Below are 24,679 nucleotides of genomic sequence, written 5' to 3' on the forward strand. Positions count from 1 at the left end.
CGGCCCGGCCCGGAACACAGGCCGACGCTCCGTGAATTGTTCTTCTTGCCGTGCAGCAAGTCGACACGCGCCGCCCGGTAGCGGCCGGGTGATACAGTGCACGGGTGCGTTGATCTTCAGGGCGGCGGCCATGTGCAGCCGCAGACGGTGCAAGGCGCCTCCTGCCTCAGGGGGCCGCCTCAGCAGGCATACCCGTCGTCACCTCATCGGAGATCCACACCATGACTGCTCAGCAGCTCCTCACCTACGACGCGTTCGTCAAGATCGCCGCAGCTGATCCGGCCGTTGTCGGCCTGGTCCTCAAAGGGTCCCAGGCCCACGACGGCATGGTCACCCGGTACTCGGACCACGACCTGTATGTGGTCCTCGCCGATGACGCCACCACCGATCTGACCCGGTTCGCGGGCCACCGCAGCGCCGACCTCGACCTCGTCATCGTCACGCTCAGGGAGTTCCGTGCGGCCGGGGTGCCCGACTGGGAACGCTACGCCCTCGCCCGTGCCAAGGTCGTGCTCGACCGGCTCGACGGGGGCATCGCCCGCGTCCTCGCAGACTGTGCCCGGCTGGACGCCGACGAGGCGTTCCGTGCATCGGGCGAATGGCTCGACGCCTACGCCAACTCCCTTCTGCGCTCCCTCAAGAACGACCGGGACGGCCGGGCTCTCGCCGCACGCCTCGACGCGGCCGACAGCATGCGGTTCCTGCTCGAGCTGCTCTTCGCACTCGACCGTCGCCCCCGGCCCTACAACAAGTACCTGGAGTGGGAACTTGCCCGGCACCCGCTGCCGGGCTGGGACACCGACGCACTGCTGCACGACGTGGACCGCATCTCGGCCACGGGTGACGTCTCCCCGCAACGGCGTCTGTTCACCGTCGTCGAGGCGGCGGCCCGGGCCGCCGGACTCGGCGAGGTGCTGGACGCGTGGGGTGACGACCTGGCCGTGATGCGACCGCAGTGAGGCATTCCTGCGGCGGCTCACGGCAGTTGCCGGCCAGTACGCTCTGAAGCTCTCTGTCGATCCTGGCGACCGCACAGGAGCCCAGAGCGTCGGCCACACCGGTTCACCGCGACGACGCCCGGTCTTTCGGAGTTGCTATCGATGACATGGCTTCACCTCACGCAGATACCCACCCCTCTCCCCTGCGAGGGCGGTACGGGGCTGAGACCGGGGCGCCACGCACGGTCGATGCGAACAGCCGCTCACAAGGGGCCTGTTCGCCCGGAGCACCCCTCCGGCCGGACAGGAATCCGGACCCCTGTCGGCGAGTGGGCCGTCTGATGCCGATCGCGGGAACCACCGTGGTGGCGACGGATCTGGACGGCACACTCCTGCGCAGCGATCTCACGATCTCCGCACACACACGGAGCATGCTGCGGCATCTGGACGAAACAGGAATACGGCACGTCATCGTCACGGGCCGTACCGCGTCGAACTGCGTTCCCTTCTTCCGGTCCCTGCGCTACCGGGGCCTCGCCGTGTGCGGTCAGGGCGCCCAGGTCTACGACGTGGACCGGGACATCCTGCTCTCACAAGCCGTGCTGGACCGAACGGCGGCGCAGGCGTTCGTGGCCCGGCTGGCCGGGCGGGTCGGACGCCTGCGCCTGGCTGTGGTCACCTCCGGGCTGGGGAGCGAATTCCTCGTCACACCGGGTTTCAGCCGGGGGGACGAACGCGTGTTGCTCCCCTTCCGCCTCGTCGAGGACGACGATCTGTGGAACCTCACCATCGACAAGGTGCTGCTGCGCCATGACGTTCTGACGGACAGCGAACTGGTCGCAGAGGCGGGTGTGTGCTGCGGGCCCGGGCTGAAGGTGACCCACGCCGGCCCCGGGATCGTCGAACTCCTGCCCTCGGGCTTCGACAAGGCCACCGGGCTGTCCCAGGTCTGTGCGGCCCTCGGCGCCGCCCCCCGGGAGGTCGTGGCGTTCGGCGACATGCCCAACGACATACCCATGCTCACCTGGGCCGGCCACGCCGTCGCCATGGCCAATGGGCACGCCGACCTCAAGGCCGTGGCCGATGAGATCGCACCGCCCAACGACCAGGACGGGGTGGCCACGGTACTCGGCCGGCTCCTGCGGGAGAGGGTGCCGGAACCCACCGAGGCGCGGGACATCGGCTGAGCTCCGAACAACCCGGCCGGTGCCGCTCCGCAAGGACGGAGCGGCACCGGCCGGTCGTACGGGCTGGGGGTTCGGCCGATCAACTGCTGCGGTGCCGCACTTGAACAGTCGAAAGCGCGTCCTTTTCCGATTGGCTCGCGCACAGCGGTGACGCCGGGCAACCGGCTCTCGTGGGCTCAGATGGCGACGCGGGCGCGAGAGGGCTGCCGTGACCTGGAGGCGAACCAGTTGACCGTGCGGGTGATCCCTTCGTCGATGTCCACCGAAGGCCGCCAGCCCAGTGCGGAGCGGGCGAGGGAGATGTCCGGCCTGCGCAGGTCCGGGTCGTCGACCGGCCGTTCCACGAACACGATGGGTGCGCTCGACGCGCACTCGGTCCGTATTCGTTCGGCCAGGTCGAGGATCGTCAGCTCGGTGGGGTTGCCTATGTTGATCGGCCCGGGATGTGAGCCGGTCGCCGCCGCCAGGATCCCGGCCACCGTGTCGTCGATGTAGCACATCGATCTCGTCTGCTGGCCCTCCCCGGCGACGGTGATCGGCTCCCCGGCCAGGGCCTGGGTGACGAAGGTCGGCAACGCCCTGCCGTCCTCGTCCCTCATCCGCGGGCCGTAGGTGTTGAACAGGCGGACGATGACCGTGTCGGTGCCGAGCGTGGTGCGGTACGCCGTGCTCAGGGCCTCCGCATAGCGCTTGGCTTCGTCGTAGACACTGCGGGGCCCGATCGGGTTGACGTTCCCCCAGTAGTCCTCGCTCTGCGGATGGACGAGCGGACTGCCGTAGACCTCGGAGGTGGAGGCCAGCAGGAAGCGGGCCCCCGTGCGGTGCGCGAGGTCCAGCGCGTTCAGCGTGCCGTGGGATCCGACGGTGAGCGTCTCGATCGGGTACCGCGCGTAGTCACGCGGCGACGCCGGCGAGGCCAGGTGAAGGACCAGATCGACGGGCCCCTTCACGTCACAGCCCTCGGAGACGTCCTGCCGGATCAGCGTGAACTGCGGATCGTCCAGTAGAGTGCCGAGATTCTCGGGCCTTCCGGTCAGCATGTTGTCGATGCAGACCACGGCGGTGCCCAGGGCGCGGAGGCGGTGGCACAGGTGCGAGCCGATGAACCCGGCTCCGCCGGTGACAACCACTCGCTCGATCACACGATTGTGGCCCTGCATGCGTCGGTCTCCTTCTGGTTCTCGAGTCTGGGGATGGCCGCACGCCGCGGCTGCGGCCGGGATCGGCCACAGGCCCACGACGGCGCTACTGGTACCGATAACGCTCGATCTTTCCGGCGTGAGAGCGTTCGAACTCCGGGACCGTCTCCACGGAGGCCGGAACCTTGTGCGCCTCAAGGCGCTGTGCGCAGAAGGCGCGCAGGTCGGCGCCGCTGGGGGGCTGCGCCGGATCCGCCGGCACGACCAAGGCGGACACGACCTGACCGAGCAGGTCGTGCGCGCGGCCGACCACGAGCGCCTCACGGACGTCGGGGTGGTCGAGGAGCACCCCCTCGACCTCGCGGGCGCTCACGTTGGCACCACCGACGTTGATGACGTCATCCACCCGGTCCGTGAGGTAGAGGTATCCGTCGTCGTCCAGATAGCCCAGGTCCCCGACGCTGTAGAACCCTCCGCCGTGCGCCCTCAGATGGGCTGCCTGTGCCGCCCCCAACCGGCGGGTGGCCGCGGTCCTCATGAAGACCTCCCCCACCGTCCCGCGCGGCAGTTCCGCCCCGTCGGGCCCGACGATCCGGACCTGGGTCATGTGAGGTCGGCCGACGGTTCCGGGCCTGGCAAGCCACTGCGTCCCCGAGGAGATGACCGCGCCGATCATCTGAGTCGACCCGTAGAGCTCGAACAGCCGGTCACCACCGAGGAGGTCGATCCATGCCTTCTTCACGGGCCGCGGGCAGGGAGCAGCGGTGTGCATCAGTCCCGTCAGATGCTCGGCCAGGCGGCTCACCGTCGCCTTGTCGGCGAGCAGCAGCGCCATCTGATGCGGCGTCGCCTGAAGCCACGTCGGCGAGAAGCGTGCGACGGCGTCCTCGACCGCCTCGCGGGTGAACCGTTCCACCACCACGATGTGGTTGTCGGCGTAGAGGCCGGTCATCGCCGAGGTGTACGGGGCAGCGTGGTGCAACGGCCCCATGACGAGCTGGGTGGAGCGCGGCTGCCAGCCCAGGGAGCGCAGCAGACGGCTCTGACTGGCCAGCTGCTGCGACGGCCGCCCCGCCACGGGGATGAACCGGGGCAGGCCCGTACTTCCTCCTGACGGCATGCACCATGCCTGTTCGGGTTCGGGGCCGGGCCGCACCGGCCCGCGGTCCGCCGCTTCGTGCTGCGGGGCGGGACGGCACACATGGGTCGCCGAGCGAGGTTCCGGCTGGCTGGAGAACAGCGTGTCGAGCTCCCGCTCGCTGCTGCCCGGCGGCGCGATGAGAGGGGTCAGGCCGGCACTCCAGGCGGCCAGCACCCACGCGAAGAAGTCGACACCGTTGGGCAGCGCGATCAGCACCTTCCCGGTGGGATGGTCCATCGAGCGCAGCGCATGGCCCGCAGTGTGCACACGCCGAAGGAGTTCGGCGTTGGTCAGGCGGGTCCAGTGACCGTCGGCAGAACGGGCCGACAGGGCCGGCGCGTCGGGCTCGGCCTCGGCCCTCGCGCCGAGCCGTTGGACGACACCGGCCGGCTGCTCACGCGTCACCGCTGCCCGCCTTTCCCTCGAGACGTGCGCTCAGCTCCCGCACGGTGCCGCACTCGAAGAGCTCGTCCACGCCGACCTCGGTCCCCACCCGCTTCTCCGTCTCGGTGAGGATCTCGACGGCGGCCACCGAGTCGCCGCCGAGCTCGATGAAGTCGTCGTCGATGCCGATGCCCTTGATGTCGAGCGCTTGTTCCCACACCTCGATCAGGAGCCGCTCGACCTCCGTTTCGGGAGGGCAAGGCCTGTACAGCGGCCGTCCGGTGAGCAGCTTCTCCACCCGTCCGAGGGCGAGCGATCCGCTCCTGTCCCGTTCCAGCGCGGGAACCACGGCATAGGCATCAGGGACGGTGGCGGTGCCCACCTCGCCGAGGAGCCGGCGAACGTCGAGCGGCGTGAGCCGGTTCGAGGCGACGACCAGCACCAGTTCGCCGTCGCGCTGGGCCCGGACGGCCGCGTAGTCGCCGACGTCGCCGTCCGCGGACAGCGTTTTCTCGAGCGCCGGATGGAGCCGTACTTCGGTGTACATATCGTATTCCTCCGATAACGTCGGCATACGCTCGAACCGGGCTTATCAAGCCTGGATTGCGCGGTACAACGACGCGAGATCGCGAGCGATGAAGATCTGCTCGGCCTCGATCGTCACGCCCCAACGCTCATGGGCCAGTGCGGCGAGCGCCGTCGCCGTGAGCGAATCGCCGCCCAGGGCGAAGAAGTTCGAGTCATGCGTCGGCGTGGCGTTGGGGGGCAGGACCTCTGCACACAGGTCCAGCAATTCCTCTACGGTAAATGATTCGGGCAAAGTGCACTCCTGGGCAATAAGCGATCCATTTGTCCGAGTTGAGGATGGCATCGCGGTCGGGCGTCGAAGTACGGCCGGTCCTCCACCAAGGTTCCGGGTGCTGAGTCTGCGTGAACCCCAAAGGCCATTACAAGATCTGACCGTCCAAGTGCGCAGGTCGAACACAGTGGCTGAAGCAGCCGCACAGGGTCAGACTGGGAGAGGCCTGCTCGCTGTTAAGCCGCGGTCGATTCGGGTGCCCAGTGATCCCTCCGGCCGTTGTGGGCTGTTTGTTCGGCGAGCCGCGTCGCTCACGACGAAAGAGAATTCACCATTGATGAACGAGCTCGACGATTCGCAGAACTTGCTGTCCAAGAAACGCGGAAAGGAAGACGTGCAGATCGAGGCGCCGCGGGCCGCATTCAGCAGACAGGACGCCCTCGCCGGCCTGCGCGATCTCGATCCCGACTACCCCGAGCCGGACGAGTGCAAGATCCTGTCCGCCCCCGAGAACGACCATCTGCTCGAATACGTCACGTCCGACGCCTTCACCCATGTCTTCCCCGGCGATCGGAACCTGGACGGCCCCGAGGAGTTCTTCGCCGACCTCGACGCGGAACTGCGGGCCGCGGGATCCCTGCACCTGTGGCCCTACCTGCCGCTGTGTGCCTACCGCTGCCACTACTGCCAGTTCCCTCTCCTCATCGTGAACCCGGGGACCGAGCGGGCCGCCGGCAGCGCCCGCCGCTGGGTGGACGCGAACATCGCCGAGGCCCGGCTCTGGCTCGAGGCGGTGCCGGCCCTGCGCGAGGTGCCGGTGCGCGAGTTCTGCCTGTTCGGCGGCACCCCCACCGTCTTCCCGCTCAGTGAGATCGAGCGGCTGATGGACTTCTACGCCGACCACTTCGTTTTCGATCCTGCCGTCACTTCGCTACGGGCGGAGGGGAGCCCGGACACGCTCGACGAGGAGATGATCATCGGGCTGCGGCGCCTCGGATTCGACAAACTGACCTACGGCATCCAGACTTTCGACGACGAGCTCCTGGCCCTCGCGAACCGCCGGCACACCGGCCAACAGGCCGAAGACGCGATCCGCTTCGCCCGTAAGCACGGATTCGCACGGGTCGACGCCGACCTCGTGTGGGGCCTGCCCGGCCAGGACGTGGGTGCCTACCTCTCCGACGTGCGCCGCATGATCGACCTGGACTTCTCCACGGTCGTGATGACCAAGCTCCACCTGCGCTCCTTCTCCAGTGTGGACACCGCGATCGGACATGTCTCCGCGGCGGTGTGGGAGAGCGTCGACGTACGCGAGCGGATCGCGGCCTCGGGGCGCAGCTGGCCGACGCTCGGCCGCCAGTACCAGATGCGGGCCGGTGCGGTGCAGGCGCTGGACGCCGCCGGGTACGCCGAACATCCGACGACGTACTTCCCCCGCAAGGAGGTCGGCGCCCCGATCTGGCGCTCGCTCAACCTCGACCAGGACAAGCAGGTGCCCAACCTGGGCATCGGGCTTGGTGGTTACACCTGGAGCAGCCACTCCGAGGGCAACATCACATCCGATCCCCGCGAGTATCTGGATGCCGTCTCCGCCGGCCGGCTTCCGCTGACCGCCATCACCGCTCTGAGCGAACAGGGCCGGGAGACCAGGTCGGTACGCATGGCCATGTCCACGTGCCAGCCGCTGCGCGAGGAGATCCATCAGGAGCGCTTCCCGGGTTCCTCGTTGTTCTCCGAGCGGTGGCTGCCGATCTTCGAGCGGCTGCGCGACCGCGGGCTGGCCGAGATCGACCGGGCAGCAGGCGAGATCCGTCTGACCACTCCTGGCCAGAGCCTCGTGGAAGCGATCATCAACACCGAGATCAAGTAGGCCGTGGATGTCGTCGGAGAAAGGGGTGCAATGCGGCTTGCTGTTGTGTGCTGTGACGGCGTTCCGGTGAGCGGTCTGCTGACCGTGTTGCGCAATGTCGTCGAGCGCGGCATCGCTCTGGGCGCGATCGAGCCGGAGGTCCACGCGGACCTCGGCTACTCGTGGCGGCCGGACAAACCACGTTTCTTCCCCACAGGGCCGGCGACAGCGGGCTACCCCTCCTGGATGCGCGTCCGCGACCAGGCGCCACCGGCACGTCTGCCGGCGGCGGAGCTGGCGAGCCGGTTCCTGTCCATCAGGGACCGGGTCGCCGAGGCCCATCAGCTCGGTGCCGACGAGCGTGAGGTGCTGCGCGGCGACATCGACGAGATCGCGCAGACGTATCGGCCGTACTTCAGCGCGTGGCTCGAGGAGCACCGCATCGACTGGCTCATCGCCGTCAACATGACGCTGAGCGACGCGCCTGGTGTCACCCTGGCACTGCACCAGGCCGCGGAGGCGCGCTGGGGTTCCGGGCGGCCGGGGGGCATCGTCTTCTGGGACCACGACCTGTTCGACAGCTGCTCGGTCCACGAGAACGCCCGCCGTGTGTACCCGCTGAGGCCCAACGAGTTCACTCCCGTCCCGGGACGTCGTGCGGACGAACGCTGGGTGGTCATCACCGAGAAGCTGGCGAGCGAGGCCGCCACCTATACCGCCGGGGTGAAGCCCGATGTGCTCCCCAACCTGCTGCCGCGCATCCCTCTCGGGGCCCTGGAGCCCCGGCACTTGACCTTCATGGCCGAGAACGGCCTGGACAGGAACAGGTCCATCCTGCTGGTGCCGGCCCGCATCTTCCGTCCCAAGGGAATAGAGATCGCCCTGACCCTGCTGGCCGAGATGCGCGAACAGAGTCTCGCCGACCGGGAACCGCCGCCCTGTCTGCTGGTCTTCGGCCAGCTGGACGAGGACCCCGCGTACGCGGCCGAACTCCGCGAGCACGCGCGCCGGTGCGGGGTCGCGGACGACGTGCTGTTCCTGGACGGCGTCCCCGTGACGACGTTCCGGGACGCGCGGGGGCGCTGGCGGCTCGACGAGGTGGACCTGCTCCGCCTGGCGGCGGCCGGCGGCGGCGCCGTGCTGTTCACACCGAGCCGGCCCGATGTGGAATCGGTGGGCCTCGGGCCGGCCCTGGCGGCGCAGGCAGGCATCCCCTGCGCCTACACCGCCTACGACGCGTTCAACGCCGTGTACGGGGACCGGTTCCGCGGCGTACGCGTCGCGACCGATCCGGAAGGGATCGCCGCGGCGGCCACGGTGCTGCGCGCCGCGATGTGTGCGCGGCGTCGAAGCACCGGCATGCACGCCGAGGACATCGCCAATCGGGCCGTCGTGGAAGAGCGGTTTCCCCCTGACGCGTGGGACGGCTTCCTTCTGGAACTCGCCGACGCCCTTGCCCCGCCCGGCCCGCTCACGATCGAAGCTGGAGAACGAGCATGACGACCAACCGCGGGGCTCACCCCGGCCTCCCGGTCCCGATACCCGAGTTCCGGGTCCTGCCGGAAGACCGCGAGGCTCTGCTGCGGCATCTCGCCGCGCTCCGGGAAGACCACGGACGGGCCGACGACCGTACCTACCTCGCGTCCCTGCGCGACCTGAGTCATGTGCTGCCGTCCGAACTGCGCGCGAAGCTGGAGCAGTTGCACACCGGTGACTCCCGCGGCGCGCTGGTGGTCCGCGGGATGTCCTTCGACGAGGCGCCGCCGACCCCGGCGCACTGGAGCGAGCGGGACCTCGACGCCACGACCTTGCAGGACTTCTGGCTGACGTTGCTCGCGGGGCAACTCGGTGAGCTGTTCTGCTGGTCGTCGCTCCAGGACGGCCGCCTCCTCAACGACATCCTGCCGGTCCGCGGCCACGAGCAGGCGCAGACCGGAGCGGGGAGCGTCGCACCACTGGAGTTCCACGTCGAGGACGCGTTCCATGACGACCGGTGCGACGTCCTCGCCCTGCTCGCGATCCGCAACCCCGATCGGGTCCCGACCACGCTGGCCGGTATCGACGAGATCGACACCGACGGTCTGGACCTCGAGGTCCTGGGCGAGCCACGGTTCCTCATCAAGGCCGACCCCGAGCATCTGAAAGGGCTCGGCACGAAGAATGAGATCAGCTGCCTCAGACCGGTGGTGACCAGAGAGGGAACGTTTCTTCGTCTACGCGTGGACCCCGCCTACACCACCACGCTGCCCGGCGACGGACGCGCCGCCCGGGCCTTCTCCGAGGTGTGCGCCCGTCTGGAGGCGAAGATCCGACCGGTCGCTCTGGACGCCGGGGACGTCCTATTCTTCGACAACCAACGCTTCGTCCACGGCCGCGCCCCCTTTCGGCCCCGGTACGACGGCACCGACCGGTGGCTGCGCAAGGCCGTGGTCATGCGCGATCCCGCACGCACCCGTGCGCGCCACGTCGGCTCCGACGGGGTCCGGTTCGCCGTCCCGGCACTGGACGGGCGGACGAACGGCCCCTCGAAGGGAGAACGATGCCTGCAGACATCGACGAGCGAGCGCTGAGCGACTGGTGCCTCGAGCACATGGGCTCCCCCGTCGCGGAACCCATGTTCAGCACGGGGAACCTGTCTGCGGTCCACGGCCTGCGTCTGGCGGACGGCCGCGAAGTGGTGGTGAAGGTCCGCGACGGCGACGCGCGGCTGGAGTCGTGCACCTGGGTGCACGGCCGGATGTGGGAGGCGGGCTTCCCGTGCCCGCAGCCGTTGGCCGGTCCCTCGCCGCTGGGCGGGAAGGTCGCCAGCGCCGAGACCTGCGTACCGGGGGACGAGCCACCCGCACCCGCCGACGCTCCGAAGCTGTTCGCACATCTGCTGAGCGACTTCGTGACCCGCGCGGAGGGGTTCGACCCACAGCCACTGCTGCGGCCCGCCCCTGCCTGGGTCCACTGGTACCACGAGGAAAACGGCGTCTGGCCGGTCCCGGACGACCGGGACGTCGACCTCAACGCCGAGCGGTGCTCGGTCACGGCGTGGGTCGACGAACTCGGTGCGGCCGTGCGCCGACGGCTCGAGGAGGTCCGCGACGCCGCCTGCGTGATCGGGCACGGGGACTGGGACGGCCGCAACGTGAAGTTCCGCGACGGCCGGCCGCTCGCGGTCCACGACTGGGACAGCGTGGTCTACGAGCCCGAAGTGGTGATCATCGGTCAGGCCGCCGCCATGTTCCATGGCGGGCCCACCGGTGCGGGAGCCTCGGTCGAACAGACGGAGGCCTTCATGGAGGAGTACCAGATCGCACGCGGACGCACGCTGAGCGACAACGAACTGCAGCTGTGCTGGGCCGCCGGCCTGTGGGTCCGCGCCTTCAACGCCAAGAAGTTCCACCTGGACAACTTCGATGCGCTGGAGCGCGACGAAGCCGAGACAAGGATGGCGTATGCCGGCATCTGACGTGACGAAGGCCGACGCGGCGACGGAGCACCAGGGCAGGCGCGGGGCCAGGGTCGCCCTCGTCTGCGGCGACGGACTGCCCGTCAGCGGTCTGCTGACGATCTTCCGGAACATCGTCGACCTCGTCCGCGCCGAGTGCGGCGGGATCGAGTTACCGATCACCGCGGACCTCGGGTACTCCTGGCGGCCGGACAAGGCCGTGTTCTACCCGGCCGGCGCGCCCGGGCTCGGCTACCCGCAGTGGCTGGAGGTCACCGACGCGACGCCCGTCCCGGACCGGCCGGGACTGGCCGAGGAGTGGCTCGGCCTGCGCTCGGACATCGAGAGGGCGGACGAACTCACCGCCGAGCAGCGGACCGCCGTCACCGAGCGGATCGAGGAGCTGGCCGCGCCGTACGAGGAGTACTTCCTGTCGTGGCTCGAGAAGGAGCGGATCGACTGGATGGTCGGGGTCAACATGACGCTCTCCGACGCCACCCCGGTGACGCTGGCGCTGCACCGTGCCGCGGCCGCCTACTGGTCGGACGGCCGTCCCGGGGGGTTGATCCTGTGGGACCACGACCTGTTCGGAAGTTACTCGGTGCACGAGGGCGAGACCCGGGTGTACCCGCACGCACCCAACGTCTTCACACCGGTACCGGTGGCGCCGCAGCGGTGGGTCGTGCCGACGCAGCAGCTCCAGGACGAAGGGCGCTCCTACCCCACCGGGCTGGAGCCGACGCTGATCCCGTACGTCCTGCCGCGTCGTCCCCAGGGGCCTTTGCAGACACGCCACGAGGAGTTCCTCGCCCAGCAGGAGATCGAGCCGACCCGCCCCGTGGTCCTGGTGCCGGTGCGCGTGTTCCGGGTCAAGGGCGTGGAGGTCGCGGTGCGGCTCTTCGCGGATCTGGTGCGCGAGTGCGAGCGGCGTGGTGACCCACGCCCGGTGCTCGCCGTCTTCGGCAGCCTCCAGGAGGACCCGGACTACAGCCGGGAGGTACTCACGACGGTGGAGGACGAGGGCATCGGCGACGCCGTCCGCTTCCTCGGCGGCGTCCCGCTGAGCAGCAACCAGGACGAGGCCGGCACATGGCGGCTGGACGAGGTCGACCTGCTGCACGTCGCCAAGGCCACCGCGGGCGGCGTCTTCTACACCCCCAATCGCCCGGATGTCGAGAGTGTGGGCCTGGGCCCGGCCCTTGCGGCGGCGGCCCGCCTGCCCTTCGCCGCCACCGTCTACAACGCGCTCGACGGGGTCTACGGCCCGGGCTGGCGCTATGTGCGGATCGAGGACAAGACCGACCTCGCCAAGGCGGCACGGCAGTTCGCCGACCTGCTCGCCGCGCACCGCGCGGCCGATCCCGGCCTGGAGGAGGATCTGCAGCACAACGTGGCCCAGGCGCATCGTGTGTTCCCCGACGAGCCCTGCCTGCGGTTCGTTCGCGGTCTCGGATCGGCGCTGTGACAGGGCGGTCGACGCCGGCGAAGGGAAGGCCGACCGTCTGGCCGCTCTCCGTCACCCAGCGGGGCCGGATCCTCCGGGACCGCAGCCGCGGTGCGACGCCCTACAACATGCACGTCGCCTGGGACGTGGAAGGACGCGTCGACGCGAGCCGCCTGGAGCGGCGGCTCGCGTCGCTGGCCTCCCGCCATCCCATGCTGCGTGCCCGGATCGTCGCGTCCGCCTTCACCCAGGTCGTGGAGGACTGCGTGCGGGTGCCCCTGCGCGTGGAGACCGGGCTGACCGACGCCGCGGCGGACGCGCGACTGCGGGCACACGAGACCTCGGCGTTCGACCGCTCCCGGGCGCCGCTGTGGGAATGCCTGCTGCTCGAACTGCGATCCGGCCGCCAGCGACTCGCCCTGACCCTGGACCACATGATCTGCGACGGCCACTCCCTGGACCAGCTCATCGGTGAACTGGCCTCCGAGGAGGAGCCCGACGGGCCTCGCGGAGCGAGCTACGGCGACTTCGTGGCGAGAGAGCAGGCCAGGTACGGCCCGGGGACGGACGACATGATGGCCTACTGGCGTGAGCATCTCGCCGGGACCGCACCGGACCGCGGTGTGCCCCTCCCCTTCTGCTCCCGTCAGGACGCCCCGCTGTCCGGCAGGATCGAGCAGCGCAGAGCGGCCCTTTCCCGTGAGGAAGCCGAACGGGTGCGGCAACTCCGGTCACAGCAGGGCGTGACGGCGTTCCTGTACTTCCTGGCGGCGGTGATGGCAGGCCTGTCCAGGCTGTCCGGCCGACCGGACATCACCGTTCGGCTTCCTGTGCACGGCCGGTCCGCCGAATTCGCCTCGACCGTCGGCTGGATCGCCAACCTCGTCCGGTTCCGGCTGCCGAACGCGGCGAACCCCGACTTCCACCAGGTCGTCGAGGATGTCCGGCACACCTGGGTCAAGCAGCTGGCCCACCAGTCCGCCCCCTACGACGTGGTCCGGGACCGGCTCGCCCCGTCGCCGCCCGGCCCGACGCGCCCCGCCGTGGTGACCGTGGCCCTGCTCACCGCGCCGGCTGTGCTCGAAGCACTGGGGGCCCGCCTTCTGCCCCGTCCCCCGACGGGAGCCATCGGCCTCGGCGACGAGGCCGGGCTGTACCTCTCCTTCACCGAGACGGCCGACGGTGCCGTGCTCGGCTGCCGCTACGACCCCGCGCGCTACGCCACCGATGAAGTCGACCTGGTGCTGGGCACCGTCCGACTGCTCCTGACCGGATCGGATCCGCCAAGATGGGAAGCGAGGCATGCGTACACCGGTTTTCCGGAATCCCGACAAGACGGACTGGGGACTGCCCCCCTTCACCGACGCTGACATCTGGCGCGACCTGTGGGACGCCGTCCGGGCCGTGTTCCACCACCTTGTCGTTCAGTCCGCGGAGACGCGCCGACTCCACAAGGACCTGCGCAGGAGCCCGGGCCCGATCCGGGTCTCCGTCGGGTCCGGCCGCACGGTTCCGGACGCCGGCTGGGTGGGTCTGGACTTTCGTAAGGGACCGCGTGTCTACCGCTGCGACCTGCGCAAGCCGCTTCCTTTCGGCGAGGGCACGGTGGACGTCGTGCTCGCCGAGCACATCGTCGAGCACTTCTGGTTCGACGACATCCCCGCCGTCTTCGACGAGTTCTTCAGGATTCTCCGGCCGGGAGGCATCGTGCGGATCGTCTGCCCGGACGCGCTGATCGTCTGCGACCTCCTCCAGGGGAAGGAGAACGAGCGCACAGAGCTGCAGAAACGGATGGACGCCCGGATGCACCGCTGGCGGCCGACAGAGGCGACACCTCTGCGGGTGGCCAACCGTATGGCCTATGAGTTCGGCAACCACAAGTCCCTGCTGACCGAGCAGGCGCTGGTCGACTTCGCGGCCGACGCCGGTTTCGTCGACATCGAGACGATGACCATCGACAAGAGCGTCTACTTCGCGACCCCTCCCGGTACCCACCTCGCGCGCTATCCGGACGGCGTCCTGGAGGCCGTCGTCATCGAAGCAGTACGCCCGCCGTCCGCACCGAATTGACCGGAAGACTGGATCATGACGATGCATCACAGCATTCGATTCTCCGGGCAGCGCACCGGCGACGCTCCGCTCACCTGGGGACAGCGATGGCTCTGGGAGGAGGTCGAGAAGTTCGCCCCGCGTCACGAGCACCTCAACCTGAGCGAGATAGTCGACGTGCCGGATGATGTGAGTCTGCCCGAGGTCCTGACCACCCTGCAGAAACTCCTCGAGCAGCGGGAATCCCTTCGCACCACGTACTCCGTCGACCCGTCGGGGGAACCACGGCAGCATGTGCCGTCCGGTGGCACCCTCGATGTGGTGGAGCGGACCGCACGGGCGGAAGAGGCCCGTTCGACCGCGCACGCCCTTGCCGCGGGACTGCGGAGTGTGCCCTTCTCGCTGGACGACTTCCCGATCCGGGCCGGCGTCGTGACCAGCGAACTCCGCCCGCGCCACCTGGTCATCGTGATCTTTCACCTGGCGACGGACGGCTGGGACCTGCGGAATCTCCTGGCCGAGATCAGACAGTCATGGGCGGCGCCCGGCGAGGAGCGGACCGTCGCGGCGAGAATCCATCCCCTGGACCAGTCCGAACGCGAACGGAGCCCTGAGGGGCAGGCCGTCTCCGAGCGTTCGATCAAGTACTGGAAAAAGCAATTGACCAATGCTCCGGCTGATATTTTCTCCGGACGTTCACCGGTTCCCGAGTCGCCGCGGTTCCAGGAAATATACGCCGAATCCGAAGCCCTGGCCGTCGCGATCCGAGACCTGTCGCTTCATCTGAAGGTCAGCCCGACCGTCATATTCCTGACCCTTTCCTCCATATGTCTGGGAAAATTGTCGGGAGAGCCGAGATCCTTTTTTCTCCTGGGATGTCACAACCGTTTCAGCCCGAGCGACAGAACGGCCACCGGACCACTTTACCAGGACGCTCCTCTGACGGTCGAGCTGACGGGGGCGGATTTTCGGGAAGCAGTACGCCGGACCTGGCGGGCGTCCGTGTCGGCCTATTCCGCTGCGAAATGGAATCCGCCCCTGCTCGGGGCAGCTGTCGAAGACATCGTGCGGGAGCGAGGGCAGGGTGTCGACCTCTCTTGCAATGCCATTGTGATTCTGGAACCCCACGCAGGACTGCCCCCGTCCCCCAGCCCGGCCGGTGCCGAGTTCATCGAAGCTCTTCGTTCCCGGACGCGGAAACTCAAGATGCCCGGCACTGCACAGGACCGAACCGGGCGGAGGTTCTTCCTGAGGGCTCAGAACACTTCACACGCCGTTCTCACGTCGCTGCGCACCGATACGACTGTGCTGTCCAGTGAAGAATCCGCCCGGTTCCTCGAGGACGTGGAGGAACTGGCTGTGCGGGAGTTTCTCACGATCCCGCGTTGAATCCTCTCGTCCCCGAGCAAGCACCAGGGATGCGACATGGACGTCTACATTCGGGAGTCATCAGTTGATCCGCGCAGAGGCACTGACCAAAGAGTTTCGTAAGTATGAGCGGCGCCCCGGGCTTCGCGGAAGCCTGGGAACCCTGTTCAGTAGAAAATATGAGACACATCGGGCCGTCGACAGTATCTCATTCACCGTGGAGGCCGGCGCCAAGATGGCATACCTCGGCGCTAATGGGGCGGGAAAATCCACGACCATCAAGATGTTGGCCGGCATAACCACCCCCACCTCTGGGCGTTGCCTGGTGAACGGAATCGAACCGTACCGCAACCGGCGAGCCAACGCGCAATCGATCGGAGTCGTTTTCGGGCAGCGGACCCAACTGTGGTGGGATCTCTCGGTTCCCGACTCCTTCCGCATCCTGCAACGCATATATGACATCCCCCACGAGGTCTACCGTCGAAATCTGCGATTGTTTCAGGAATATCTCGACATCGACGCACTGGCCAGCACGCAGGTAAGGAAGCTGAGCCTCGGCCAGAGGATGCGGGCCGAGATTGCCGCCAGCCTTCTCCACGACCCCAAAGTCGTTTTCTGGGACGAGCCGACCATCGGCCTTGATGTCATTCTCAAGGATGCGGTGCGGGAACTGATCAATCATTTCAACCGAGAGCTTGGCACCACCGTGCTGCTGACCAGCCATGACATCGGCGACATCACGTCCATATGCGACCAGGTTCTTGTGGTCGACCGAGGAAGAGTCATACATCAGGGAACTCTGCAAGAGCTGATTTCGACCGCAGCGTACCGATCCATTTCTTTCGAATGCGGCTCAGAAGACGTTTCGGCGGCCATCGCCGCCATAGAAGAGGCACTTCCCAAGGCGAGAGCGACCGCGGTCGGCGGCCATCGGATACGGGTCGACTACCCGATCGATCACCTCACCTCGAAAGAGGTGCTCAGCCGCCTCCTGGAGCGCTTCGACATCACCGACTTCTACGCACCCGAGCCCGAGCTCGGAAGCGTGGTGCGGGAGATCTACGGGGCTGGGCAGACCACATGAGGCGCTATCTGTGTTTCTCCTCGGCCAGCCTGCAGACGGTACTCGAATACCGGTCTCTCATGCTGGCGAACCTTGCCACGTCCCTGGTGTCCACCGCACTCGTCGTCTTCCTCTGGCGCGCGGTGATCGCTCAGACTCCAGGCGACGAGATCGCCGGCTTCGGTCAGCAGGGAATCACCACGTATCTGCTTGCCGCACAACTGCTGAGCGTGGTCAACATGAACCAGGCTGATTCAGAGATCAGCAGTGACGTGCTCCGCGGAAGTATCTCGATCTCTCTTGTGCGACCGGTCAGCTATCCCATCGTCAGATTCATGGTCAGCTTGCCGGTGATCCTCGTCAACGCACTGCTAATCGGCGTTCCACTCATCCTTGTATTCGGTCTGCTCTTCGAGATCGAGGTCCCGTCACTCCTGGGAGTCTGCCTGTTCCTGCTGGCGACGATACCCTCGGTGATCATCGGATTCGAAATCAGCTTTCTCACCGGAGTGGCGTCGCTGGTCACCACCAACATATGGGGTGTGCGGGTCGTCGTCACCGCCCTCGTGGGAATATTCTCCGGGAGCCTTGTCCCCATCGACCTGATGCCCCCCATATTGGCAAGAATTTCAAGGGTGTTGCCCTTCGAGAGCATGATCAACACGCCGGTCCAACTGCTGCTCGGACGTTACGAAGGATTGTCCGACGCCGCTCTTGTCATCTTCGGCCAGTGTGCTTGGTCGGCTGCCCTTTTCGTCATATGCACAGTGCTGTGGCGTGGGGCCATGCGGAAGATCGAGGTGCTCGGCGGATGAGACAGATCAAATTGACCTTGTTCCTGTGCGGCGTCAGCCTCCACCGGCTCACGGAATACCGCGTCGACTTCCTACTCGGCGCCTTTGGGTTCATTATTCGGGTCGGCGCACAGATCATCCTGGTCCACGTCGTTTTTGCCCTGGTCCCGAGCGTCTACGGCTGGGGTTATTACCATGCTCTGTTTCTTCTCGGGTTCGCACTTCTTCCGCGGGGGCTGGATCGGCTTTTCACCGACAACCTCTGGATGCTCAGCGGACAGTACGTCCGGACCGGCGAGTTCTATCGCTATCTGATCCGCCCGGTGCGTCCGTTGTTTCTGCTGGTTTCCGATCGGTTCTTCTGGCCGGATGCGTTGGGCGACCTGATCACCGGCGTGACTCTCCTGGCCTATGCGACCGGCCATCTCACACTGGGTGTGCCGCCGGTCGTGGCTGTCGCGCTCACTCCGATCCTGGTGCTCCTCGGCGCCGTGGTGTACTTCTCCGTCAAGCTGGCGTTCGCTTCCCTGGCTTTCTGGACCACCACGAGTTACCCGGTGATGCACGCGGCCAACGAGCTGTCGGAGTTCGCCGGCTTCCCGCTCGATCTGTATCGTCCGACTGTCCGCTGGGTCCTGACCTGGGTTCTTCCGTTCGCGGTCACCTCCTATTTTCCCGTCACGTTCCTGCTGTTCGGTGATCGTGCGCATCTGCTCTGGATACCGACAACGTCCCTGGGTGCGCTGGCCGTCGCGTGCCTGATCTGGCGGGCAGGACTCAGAAGGTACGAGATGACCGGATCCTGACTGCTCCCTGCGCCGGCCCCGCCCCGGTCACAGGGAGACCCACAGGTCCTTCCCCACCACGGCGCGCAGCTCGCGCCTGACCGCTTCGGCGGCGAGGAAAATGGTGTTCACCTTCCCGGCGAACACGGATATCCGACGGCCCGAGCGGCGGACCGACACCACGCGCGCGTCGCTCACGGAACGCATCTTGGCCTTCACCGAGAAGAAGGCATTGACATACCGGAAGCTCTCCCAGAACGGAGGCCAGTACCGGACGACTTCCGTCTCCATGGCCCGGCGTGTGCGGTCGAGGGTGTCGGCGCTCTGCCGAGCGATACACTGCCGGGCCTCCTCATGGGACCGGCATCTGTCCAGGGGAGTATGGGTGACCGACGTGAGCGTGTGCAGGCCGTTCCGGAAGGGATAGATCGAGAAGAACGGACCGTCCACCAGCGTCAGCCCGAAGTCGCGGCGCTCCGACTCGTAGACGAGGGTCACGCACGGCTCGAAGTACAGGTCCGACCACACCCCCTGTCCGCCTGCTGTCCAAGCTCCCCAGGTGCAGTCGATCACGGCATCGAACAGCTCGCCGTTCACCAGGACCCCACCGTCGGTCTCCTCGAACGATTCGACGGGGGTGTCGAGGCGCAGCTGCGAGCGCAGCGATTCGCCGAAATGGGCCTTGGCCCCGTCCGTCAGGAGCAGTTCCTCGGGAACACGGAAAGCGGTGGTCGACGGTTCCAGCCCGTAAGCCGCGGAGTCGACCTTCTGGAACGGCAGCCGCGACGCCTGCATCACCTGCTGGTAGGTCTCCCCGTCGAGCAGGGAGTCGTCACGGGGAACCGCGTAGACGTTGTCGGTCACGGGCCGGCTCAGTGTCGGGTAGACCTGCTTGAACCTCCGGTATCCCTGGCTCGCCTGACGGCGGGTCACGGCCGAGCGGGCATAGTGGAAGCCCAGGTGCAGGCGGTTCTGCGTGTGCCCGGAAGCGCCACCGAAGATCTCGGGCAGCGATTCGAAGAGATGCACGTCGTGGCCGCCCGCCCGCAGCTCCTCGGAGATGTGGCAGCCGTACCAGCCCGCGCCGACGACGGCCACTCTGGCGACAGGGCCATGGCCGCCCGCCGGGGCGTCGAGCGCCTCAAGCCCCGGCATCTGGCACCGTGATCCCGTGGTTCACGCCGGCATACAGCACAGGTGTCATGTCACCGCTGCGTCCGACGAGCGAGTCGACCGGCAGCCCGAGGCCGGGCTGGACCGCCTCCGCGGAGTTGCGTCTTGTGCACCTGCCCGGGGGCCGCGCCGATGCGAGACCCCCGGCCCGGACGGTCCGCCCGCCCGCACCGGAGCTCCGTACGCGCTCATCCCGTGTCCACCGCTCGGGGCCGCGCAGACTGATCACGACGGCAGCCAATGGCATAAAGACCCCCTGTATCCTCGCCCATGCATGCTGCGCTCGATCGCGCCTGCTGCCCGGTCGGACCGTGCGTCAGGCCGTCACACGACGGCCCGGTAAACCTCGGCGACCTGGCGTGCCGCACGATCCCAGGAGAAGTGGGAGAGCACACGCTCCCGGCCCGCCCGGCCCATCCGTTCCGCACTCGCGGTGTCCGTGAGCAGCTCGTTCACCCGGACGGCCAGCTCCTTGGCCAGCGCGGAGGACGCCTCCGTCCCGGCCTCGTCCGTGATCGTGGGCTGCAGCGGCACCAGATGACCGGTCTCGCCCTCCACGACGGCCTCGGGGCTGCCCCCGGTCGCGGTGGCGACCACCGCGGTTCCGCACGCCATGGCCTCGAGAATGACGATGCCCAGCGGCTCGTACAGCGAGGGGCTGACGAAGACCTGTGCGTGGCTGAGGAGTTGGATGAGAGCCCGCCGCGAGAAGGCCCCGCTGACCCAGCGGACGTCCACCGCACCGTCCCGCGTCGCCTTCACCGCCTCGGCGAACTCCGCCCGGTGGGCGGCGGTGTCGGCGGACTGGGCGACCACCACCAGCTGGGTTCCCGGCACGAAGGAGGGAGCCGCCCGCAAGAGGTGCAGCAGGCCCTTCTGCGGGCTGATACGCCCCACGCAGACCACGGTGGGGCGGTCGACGTCGATCCCCTCCGCCTCCAAGGCGTCGGTACCGGGGTCGGGCGCGTACTGCCCGGCGTCGATGCCGTTGTGGACCACGACGATACGCGCGGGGTCCACCTCCGGGTACACCTCGGTGACGTCCCGGCCCACGGCCTGGGACACGGCGATGACTCTGTCGGCACGGGCGAACGCCTCCCGCTCCATGAAGCAGGAGATCTCGTAGCCGCCGTCCAACTGCTGGGCCTTCCAGGGCCGCAGCGGCTCCAGGCTGTGCGCGGTGACCACATGCGGAATGCCGTGCAGCCGCTGGGCCAGCCGGCCGGCGAAGTTGGTGTACCAGGTGTGGCTGTGGACCACGGCGGCGCCCGCGACCGCGTGCGACATCGACGCGTTGACGGCGAGTGCCTGGAGGGAGGGATTGGCTGTTTCGAGAGTGCCCGGCACATCGTGTGCCAGCACCGAGGAGCGGCCGGCCGCCGGGCCGAAGCAGTGCACACGCAGGTCGACCAGGTCCCGCAGACGGTCTGCCAGCGCCCCCACATGCACACCCGCTCCCCCGTACACATGCGGCGGGTACTCGCGGGTCAGCAGGTCCACACGCATAGGTGCCCTCTGTTCGCTCATATCGCTTGTCGTGGCGTGAGGCAGCGGCCGTCGCTCAACTCGACCGCGATGCCCTGCCCTATCTCGGCAAAGCCCAGCAGGAGTTCCGCCACCCGCTCACGGCAGTGCGCCGGCGTGCTGTCCAGGATCCGGTGCCGCTCCCTGGCGGCCACCGCAGACGAGTCGAACAGTCTCAGCACGATTCGGCCCGCTTCGCTGAAGCGCAGTGACGGGTCCTTGCACAGTGCTTCGAAGACGCGTGCCGGATCGGACGGGGGCCGTGGCCGGTTCGGCACCACATCTCCGGACGGCCGTCCGTTCGGCGGGGCCTGACGCATGGCCTCCTTCCGCAACTTGTGGGGTACCGGATCGTGTCCCTGCCGCAGACGGTTCCGGACATCGGCCACCGTCGCCGGCGAGATACCCGCCGCCTTGGCGATCTGACGCAATGACGCATCAGGGTTGGCCTTGATGAGTTCACCCGCCAGTTCGCGCCCCTCCACACGGTTCACCGGCCGTGCCCGGCCGTCGATGCCCACCCGGACCTCGGACGCGCCTGTCGCACCCGCGTGGTGACGGCGGATGTCGGCCACCTTCCTGGTCGACAGTCCGGACACCAGGGCGATCGCGCGGTCCGACCACTCGGGATGGAAGCTGAGGATGCGGCCGGCGGCGGCCAGCCGGTCCGCCCTGGACAGCGGCAAACCATGCCTCGTGTTCGCCGCGACGGACAGCACGAAGGCGTCCTCCCGGTCACCGTCGAAGAACCTGACGGCGATGTCGGTCTGGCCACGCATCTGTGCGGCTCTGAGGCGGTGCACCCCGTCGATCACCCGCATCGTGCTTCGGTGAACCTTGATCGGCGGCAACTCCTGCTCGCTCTCCGCGAGACATTTCACATGGTCGCTGTCCTCCCCGGCGACACGCGGGGAATCAGCGGTGACAAGTGTCGCGATCGGCACTTTCACCACCGGGGCCTGTGCCAATGATCGTTGGCACTCCGCGACGTAGACCAAGACGTCGCCTGCAGAATCCTCGACATCTCCCAGCGAGCTCAACATATCTCCCTGTCGGATATAGTTAAGATCACGTCCACAATCACTTCAATACAGACATCCACTCCCGGCGCATAAGGGGTGGGCTCGTTGAGGCGTTGGCCGATGCCCCGTTGATGCGTCCTAGCCGCGCCAACGCCACGTCGCCGACTTCCGCACAAGGCAGATGAGATTCACTTCCGCTCGGCGTCGTGATGTTGCTACACGCCGCGCCGGACTGTCAACGATCAAAGGGCGACCGTTGATCATCCCTTCTCCAAGGGCGCCCACAATCGTGAAATGACGGCGGATTTTTGAGTGTGTGTGCCGACGGGTGAGGTGCCGGTTCCGATGTCTTCCCGGTGTGCGCCCTGATGTCGGGTCAAGTTCCGTACAGCGCACGGGGTGTCGGCCGTGACAATCGCAGCCGTTGACGTCGGCACGACGGCGCGCGTGGCGCCTCTCGCTCGGGCGGGCGGAGCGCAGCTGCCGGACGGCTCGAAGGGCGGCGGAGTGGTCCGTTGCCCACCACTCGGCCCGGCACGTCGGGGATGGTCCGGTGGGTGTTTTCTCGCTGCGCACAGGCGGCGACGAAGGGCGGCCGGCCAGGGCCAGGACGCCGTTCCCGGGATCGGGTATCGCCGAAGAAACGCTGGGGAGACGCCATGCCCGAGGTGTTCAAGCAGGTACTGCCAGTGATCGAGTTGGCCACCTTTCGCTTGCCAACGTCACCGTGATCCAGGAGTATCTAGGCCACTTGATCGACCACTGTCAGGCGCCCAGGCCCCCTCGCGACCTCGGCCGGGTGCCGTGCAACAGCTTCGAGCTGTCCGGGCGCGATGGCGGCGGTGTGAGTCGCCACCGCGTTGGACGTTCGTCCCTGCTAGCGGTGTGTGGCCGGCCCCGAACAGGGCCGTGAGAACAAGGACGGCCCCACAAGGAAGCCGTCGTCGGCAACCGGAAGACCCCGGGCTGAGGAACCCGGGCAACGTGGTGCCTCCTGTCAGGGGGACCGCGGTGCCCTCGAATCCGGGGAACCCCGGTCGGCGTCGCCTCCTTTCCCCGCATCCACAGCTTCCACTCCGGTAATCAATCAATGACATACATTGCCCGCTGGAATTCGGAGAGGTCTCGTTGAACGCGCCGGATGTCTCAGTCGTCATTCCTGCATACGATCGTCCGGAGGAGCTCCGCAGGACGCTCATCAGCCTTACGCGCCAGACTCTTCCGGTGCAGCGGTTCGAAGTGATTGTGATCGACGACGGCTCACCGTCCGATGTCTTCGAAAAGTCATGGGAGGTGATCGAGGGGATGGAGAACCTGACCCTCATCAGGAACTCCCCGGGCCGTGGGGTTTCGGTTGCGCGCAACGTCGGGGCCCGGCAGGCCAAGGGGGAACTGCTGGTGTTCCTCGATGTCGACTGCATGGCTCATCCGGCGCTCCTGGAGGAGCATCTGAAGGCGCAGCGGGAACGCCCTTCGGCCGTGTGCGGATTCACCCACGGGCGGGAACTCACCCCGTCCGCGTGGTCGCTCCTGCTCGGTGACGAGTGGGACATGGAAGAACCCGAGGAGGCCTTCCGGAGGGCCCGCGCCGAGCCGAGATTGCACGACCCGCTCACCGAACTCCTGCACCAGCCCTCGGACAACGACTGGGCGTTCTTCTGGACTCACAATGTGAGTGTCCCGCGTGCTTCCTTCGAGGAGGTGGGCGGCTTCTGCGAGGACTTCGAGCTCAAGGGCGTCGAGGACATGGAGATCGGCCTCAGGCTCCAGCTGGCCGGCGTGCCGACCGTCTTCGTTCCCCAGGCCCGTGCTCTGCACCAGCCACATGAACGGGACCGGAACGCGGACATGTTCCGGGACCGACGCAACGACCTCCGGCTCCTCGTCCGTCACCCGCGCCTCGAGGTCGAGGCCGTGTGCAGTTTCGACATCGTGAATGCCCAGGCGCTCCACACCGAGCTGGTGGCCTTCTCCCGGCGGCTGCCGCCGTCGGCCGTCGACTGCGCGCATCTGGACGAACTGCCCGGCGTGCGGGCCGAGGTCGAGAAGGCGGAACGGGTCCTCCTCCTGGGGTCCTCCCAGGGCTGGCCGGCCGGGCTGCGTCCGCCGAGCGCGGAGATCAATCCCCTGCCCGGCGCCCAGGACCGGACCACGGCTCAGCTTCTGGGCACCCGGCTGCCTTTCGTGGAGCCCGCCTTCGACCTCGTACTGATCACGGACTACTGGCGAGCGCTTCCCGAGCGGACCCTGTGCCGGGTGCTGTCCGAGGCGTTGCGCTGTGGTGGTCGACTGCTCCTGCTGAGCGGAGTGAGCACGTCCCCCCTGCCGGCGCCGGACCCGGCGCTGGCACAGGCGCTGGAGCGCAACGACCGCCCGTTCTGGGAGTTCACCGTCGGGCTGTCGCGCGAGTTCCACCAGTTCCAGTTCACCCCGATCGAGCGCGGGGCGGTCGCGGGGGCGGACGGCAGGGTCGTCAGAGCGCTGACGGCGCAGGCTCGACCCTGGTCCCGCTCCTCGCTCACCGATGTGTTCACCAGTCCTTCGGTCTGACCCGAGTGCGGGCGCACCCCCCGTTCACGGGACG

The 24,679-nt window shown here is 67.7% G+C and carries 21 protein-coding genes; 14 read left to right on the forward strand and 7 right to left on the reverse strand.

What is annotated here, in order from left to right; genetic code table 11:
* Positions 1–221 precede the first annotated feature (221 nt).
* Positions 222–959 (forward strand): hypothetical protein, encoded by a 738-nt coding sequence (locus tag ACFY30_RS18530; RefSeq protein ID WP_390846226.1) that lies wholly within the window; start codon positions 222–224, stop codon positions 957–959.
* A 320-nt stretch (positions 960–1,279) separates the two neighbouring features.
* Positions 1,280–2,125, forward strand: a complete 846-nt coding sequence (locus ACFY30_RS18535; protein WP_390846227.1) for an HAD family hydrolase — start codon at positions 1,280–1,282, stop codon at positions 2,123–2,125.
* Between the two features lie 176 nt (positions 2,126–2,301).
* Here the strand turns inward: ACFY30_RS18535 and ACFY30_RS18540 are convergent, their stop codons facing one another.
* The 4 genes from ACFY30_RS18540 to ACFY30_RS18555 form a co-directional block, all read right to left on the reverse strand.
* Entirely contained in the window at positions 2,302–3,285 is a 984-nt protein-coding gene (locus ACFY30_RS18540) for an NAD-dependent epimerase/dehydratase family protein (RefSeq protein ID WP_390846228.1), read from the reverse strand.
* An 85-nt stretch (positions 3,286–3,370) separates the two neighbouring features.
* Positions 3,371–4,810, reverse strand: a complete 1,440-nt coding sequence (locus ACFY30_RS18545; protein WP_390846229.1) for a class I adenylate-forming enzyme family protein — start codon at positions 4,808–4,810, stop codon at positions 3,371–3,373.
* On the reverse strand, positions 4,800–5,336 hold the full coding sequence (locus ACFY30_RS18550; protein ID WP_390846230.1) for an acyl carrier protein: 537 nt from the start codon (positions 5,334–5,336) through the stop codon (positions 4,800–4,802). Before ACFY30_RS18550 ends, ACFY30_RS18545 begins: the two co-directional genes overlap by 11 nt.
* Before the next feature lie 45 nt (positions 5,337–5,381).
* A complete protein-coding gene (locus ACFY30_RS18555) occupies positions 5,382–5,582 on the reverse strand; it encodes a phosphopantetheine-binding protein (RefSeq protein WP_390846231.1) in 201 nt (66 codons plus the stop codon).
* 343 nt (positions 5,583–5,925) lie between these two features.
* On the opposite strand from ACFY30_RS18555, the gene ACFY30_RS18560 reads away from it, so the two are divergent.
* The 11 genes from ACFY30_RS18560 to ACFY30_RS18610 all read left to right on the forward strand — a co-directional run bounded on the left by ACFY30_RS18560 (position 5,926) and on the right by ACFY30_RS18610 (position 18,397).
* On the forward strand, positions 5,926–7,458 hold the full coding sequence (locus ACFY30_RS18560) for a radical SAM protein (RefSeq protein ID WP_390846232.1): 1,533 nt from the start codon (positions 5,926–5,928) through the stop codon (positions 7,456–7,458).
* Positions 7,459–7,488: 30 nt separating this feature from the next.
* A complete protein-coding gene (locus tag ACFY30_RS18565; protein WP_390846233.1) occupies positions 7,489–8,937 on the forward strand; it encodes a hypothetical protein in 1,449 nt (482 codons plus the stop codon).
* Positions 8,934–10,007: a hypothetical protein gene (locus ACFY30_RS18570; protein ID WP_390846234.1), complete on the forward strand. Its 1,074-nt coding sequence runs from the start codon at positions 8,934–8,936 to the stop codon at positions 10,005–10,007. Before ACFY30_RS18565 ends, ACFY30_RS18570 begins: the two co-directional genes overlap by 4 nt.
* Positions 9,977–10,894 carry a hypothetical protein gene (locus tag ACFY30_RS18575; protein ID WP_390846235.1) on the forward strand — a complete coding sequence of 306 codons (918 nt, stop codon included), beginning with the start codon at positions 9,977–9,979 and terminating at the stop codon, positions 10,892–10,894. Before ACFY30_RS18570 ends, ACFY30_RS18575 begins: the two co-directional genes overlap by 31 nt.
* Complete coding sequence (locus ACFY30_RS18580; RefSeq protein WP_390846236.1) at positions 10,881–12,338, forward strand: hypothetical protein; 1,458 nt, start codon at positions 10,881–10,883, stop codon at positions 12,336–12,338. The genes ACFY30_RS18575 and ACFY30_RS18580 overlap by 14 nt, the downstream gene beginning before the upstream one ends.
* Positions 12,335–13,687, forward strand: coding sequence for a condensation domain-containing protein (locus ACFY30_RS18585; RefSeq protein WP_390846237.1), 1,353 nt, complete (start codon positions 12,335–12,337; stop codon positions 13,685–13,687). The genes ACFY30_RS18580 and ACFY30_RS18585 overlap by 4 nt, the downstream gene beginning before the upstream one ends.
* Positions 13,620–14,387 carry a class I SAM-dependent methyltransferase gene (locus ACFY30_RS18590; protein WP_390846238.1) on the forward strand — a complete coding sequence of 256 codons (768 nt, stop codon included), beginning with the start codon at positions 13,620–13,622 and terminating at the stop codon, positions 14,385–14,387. Before ACFY30_RS18585 ends, ACFY30_RS18590 begins: the two co-directional genes overlap by 68 nt.
* Before the next feature lie 15 nt (positions 14,388–14,402).
* Entirely contained in the window at positions 14,403–15,755 is a 1,353-nt protein-coding gene (locus ACFY30_RS18595) for a condensation domain-containing protein (RefSeq protein WP_390846239.1), read from the forward strand.
* A 64-nt stretch (positions 15,756–15,819) separates the two neighbouring features.
* Positions 15,820–16,818 (forward strand): ATP-binding cassette domain-containing protein, encoded by a 999-nt coding sequence (locus tag ACFY30_RS18600; protein ID WP_390846240.1) that lies wholly within the window; start codon positions 15,820–15,822, stop codon positions 16,816–16,818.
* Positions 16,819–16,877: 59 nt separating this feature from the next.
* Positions 16,878–17,612: an ABC transporter permease gene (locus ACFY30_RS18605; RefSeq protein ID WP_390846241.1), complete on the forward strand. Its 735-nt coding sequence runs from the start codon at positions 16,878–16,880 to the stop codon at positions 17,610–17,612.
* Positions 17,609–18,397, forward strand: coding sequence for an ABC transporter permease (locus tag ACFY30_RS18610; RefSeq protein WP_390846242.1), 789 nt, complete (start codon positions 17,609–17,611; stop codon positions 18,395–18,397). Before ACFY30_RS18605 ends, ACFY30_RS18610 begins: the two co-directional genes overlap by 4 nt.
* A gap of 27 nt (positions 18,398–18,424) precedes the next feature.
* Here ACFY30_RS18610 and ACFY30_RS18615 read toward each other — a convergent pair whose 3' ends face one another.
* From ACFY30_RS18615 to ACFY30_RS18625, 3 genes are all read right to left on the reverse strand, one after another.
* The gene (locus ACFY30_RS18615; protein ID WP_390846243.1) at positions 18,425–19,531 is read right to left on the reverse strand and encodes an FAD-dependent oxidoreductase; all 1,107 of its coding nucleotides are present in this window, start codon (positions 19,529–19,531) and stop codon (positions 18,425–18,427) included.
* 342 nt (positions 19,532–19,873) lie between these two features.
* Positions 19,874–21,076 (reverse strand): glycogen synthase, encoded by a 1,203-nt coding sequence (gene glgA, locus ACFY30_RS18620; RefSeq protein ID WP_390846244.1) that lies wholly within the window; start codon positions 21,074–21,076, stop codon positions 19,874–19,876.
* A complete protein-coding gene (locus ACFY30_RS18625; protein WP_390846245.1) occupies positions 21,073–22,116 on the reverse strand; it encodes a ParB/RepB/Spo0J family partition protein in 1,044 nt (347 codons plus the stop codon). The genes glgA and ACFY30_RS18625 overlap by 4 nt, the downstream gene beginning before the upstream one ends.
* A 1,107-nt stretch (positions 22,117–23,223) precedes the next feature.
* On the opposite strand from ACFY30_RS18625, the gene ACFY30_RS18630 reads away from it, so the two are divergent.
* Positions 23,224–24,645 (forward strand): glycosyltransferase family 2 protein, encoded by a 1,422-nt coding sequence (locus ACFY30_RS18630; RefSeq protein ID WP_390846246.1) that lies wholly within the window; start codon positions 23,224–23,226, stop codon positions 24,643–24,645.
* Positions 24,646–24,679 lie beyond the last annotated feature (34 nt).

Source organism: Streptomyces sp. NPDC000345, from assembly GCF_042898825.1.
In the GTDB taxonomy this organism is placed as follows: domain Bacteria; phylum Actinomycetota; class Actinomycetes; order Streptomycetales; family Streptomycetaceae; genus Streptomyces.